This is a genomic window from Candidatus Latescibacter sp., from assembly GCA_030692375.1.
Classification (GTDB): domain Bacteria; phylum Latescibacterota; class Latescibacteria; order Latescibacterales; family Latescibacteraceae; genus JAUYCD01.
Map to the genome: position 1 here is coordinate 1 of JAUYCD010000230.1, position 2,649 is coordinate 2,649.

Sequence of the window (2,649 nt, forward strand, 5' to 3'; positions counted from 1 at the left end):
ATACTTTTTCATTACTTCTTGTTATACAAGAGGATAAGCTTTATTTTGTAATGTATGGTAAGTGATTGATATTTATGTAAAAAATTGAAATGACAATTTTACGAATAATCCGGGCTAAATTGTTACAGGATTCTACACGAAGAAATACTTTATCGGTATGATCAATTGTCGGCCCCAATGGAGAAATGATATCTTTGGTAATACCGTTTTGTTCCAACTTACATCGAATATCAGATACAAGACTTTTAACCCTTGCGAGAAGCTTCCTTTGATTAGCAACATCTTCTCTTCGTAATTTTTTTCTCTCTGCTGCATAACAAGCGTTAATAATATCTGAAACCAAAAGAGACCTTTTAGTAATAAGCAATTGAATAAGTACCCTTTGCTTTGTCATTTTTCCATCTAAAAGATTAAATGTTGCTTCACCTTCTTTTCGGCCATTACAAAATGTTGATATTTTAAAAATATCCCCATTATCTGTTGTCCAAAAATTCAATGAAATACTTTCAGAAGGATTCAGCATTGTCCGGTTAGGAATTTGCATGCAAAAGTGATATAAGGTTTTGCCAAAAATATTTTCAAAAAAGTTGGTGTAAATGTAAAATTTTACTTGACTTTTTCAAATGAGGCCAGAAGTTGCACGTTTTTCGTAAACCCATCTCAGACAAGGAGTTACGAAAATGCGCAAAAACATCTGGCCCCGCACCTCTTTCAAAAACAAAAAAACTTATATGACATTCCGCAAACCCTTAACAAATGTCCTGGCCAATATCCCTCTCGTGGAATCCAAAGGGAATAAACCATTTCAGATGACTATGGAACATTTTCTTGATTCGCTTATTTACTATCACCTCGATATTCCTGATTCGGGAAGACATCTTCTCCAGGTGCTGGAACAGGATTCCTTCGCTCGCAAAATGATCGCTCCACCCCAAGGCATTAAAAAAAGCAGCTTCTTCGAAGCCATGCATTCCCGCAGACTTGAATTCTTCATCCAGGTGTACAATGCTCTTACCGCTCAGGCTGCCGTTATCTTACCTAAAAAACATGAAGACCTTGGCAATCTGATCGCCATTGACGGCTCCTTAATTGATGCCGTGTTCTCCATGACCTGGGCTGACTACCGTAAAAATTCAAAAAAAGCCAAAGCTCATATCGGATTCGACTTGAACCGTTCCATCCCTACCGGCCTTACTCTTACCTCTGGCAAAGGCGATGAACGCAAAGAGGTCAAATACCTTATTTCACCTGGACAAACCGGGGTAACAGACAGATATTATCAATGTCATAAAGATTTCGACTCGTGGCAAGAACAAGGAATTCATTTCGTCTGCCGTATCCGTGAGGATACCACCAAAACAGTCATCAAAGAAAATCAGCTAATTCACGGCAGCATAGTCTTTTATGACGCCATCGTCATTCTCGGTAGCACCGATAAAAATATTACCCTGAAACCGGTAAGGGTGGTCGGTTATCGCATCGGGAATAAAACCTACTGGGTTGCCACAGATCGGTTTGATCTTTCCGCTGAACAGATCGCCGCTATCTTTCTCCTCCGCTGGAAAATAGAGATTTTCTTCGGCTGGTGGAAACGTCACCTCAAAGTCTATCACCTGCTCGCCCGCTCTCAACACGCACTGACGATTCAACTCCTGGCCGGTCTGATTACTTATCTCCTCCTCGCTATTTACTGCCATGAACAATTCAAGGATAAAGTCTCTATTCAAAGGGTTCGGCAACTCCGCATCGCTATCCGCAACGAAGCCGGTTCGTTCATCCCTGTTCCCTTTTTACCCCATAATCGAAAATATCTTTCACTCAAACAATCATACGCAAAAACTTAACCGGACAACGCTGAGAAGGATTGACAGTATTGATACTATTAGAAACATCTTTTGTTATTTTTATTGTGGGTTCTGGCGCGGATATTTTGGGCGGAATACATGATTGAACCAATTCAAAAAACTTTGATTTTTCGGCGGATGATAGCTCATACTTAAGATTCGCAGGAAGCGCTTCAACCATATCACCACCGGAATACTCCCAGATGACCAGAATATCAACAAGAGAAAACAATGGATAGCGAGGGACGGAGAGCCAGGGGAAATATGAGAAGATGGATTTTTTCTTTATGAAAAAGCGGTCGAATTCATAGAGAAAGAAATAATGATGAATTATGAACCTGATTGCATCGGAATCATTCCATTCCCAGCCTAGTTTTTTCAAAGGGGTCACGGCAGTTTTCAAACGCATTCTCTGGAGAGAATCGAGATCAGCACGAATAAGGGTAAGACGAGGCCCAGGCTTATCCGGCAGGGTAAGATATACGGAAAGGTCGGTAATTGTATCTGGTGGCTTAGGTTCCTGCAAATCTACATAGATGAGGAAAGAACCGGGAGGATGCTGTTCTGTGAACGTTGCAAGCCAGTCAATAAAATTCGAAAAGTGATCGCGCTGGACCATAAGAAAAACCTATAATTACAAGAAGAACTTCTTTTTTTTCCTATTTATTGCCTTCTATCAACGACCATTTGTTGTTTAGAAGAAACCAAGATTGACCAGTTTGTGTATCAAGTTTTATTATATATGTATTAATATGATTTTCACCAATGCCAAAACGGGGACTCTCTATTTCTTCACAAGTATATA

At 40.0% G+C, this 2,649-nt stretch carries 3 protein-coding genes; 1 reads left to right on the forward strand and 2 read right to left on the reverse strand.

The genetic code is table 11. From position 1 onward, the window contains the following. Nucleotides 1-40: 40 nt before the first annotated feature. Nucleotides 41-523 (reverse strand): hypothetical protein, encoded by a 483-nt coding sequence (locus Q8O92_14015; protein ID MDP2984429.1) that lies wholly within the window; start codon nt 521-523, stop codon nt 41-43. Between the two features lie 157 nt (nt 524-680). Between Q8O92_14015 and Q8O92_14020 the strand changes: the two genes are divergently transcribed. Further along, nucleotides 681-1,844, forward strand: coding sequence for an IS4 family transposase (locus Q8O92_14020; protein MDP2984430.1), 1,164 nt, complete (start codon nt 681-683; stop codon nt 1,842-1,844). On the opposite strand, the gene Q8O92_14025 is transcribed toward Q8O92_14020, so the two are convergent. Next, complete coding sequence (locus Q8O92_14025; GenBank protein MDP2984431.1) at nt 1,819-2,463, reverse strand: hypothetical protein; 645 nt, start codon at nt 2,461-2,463, stop codon at nt 1,819-1,821. The genes Q8O92_14020 and Q8O92_14025 overlap by 26 nt on opposite strands. Nucleotides 2,464-2,649: the final 186 nt, after the last annotated feature.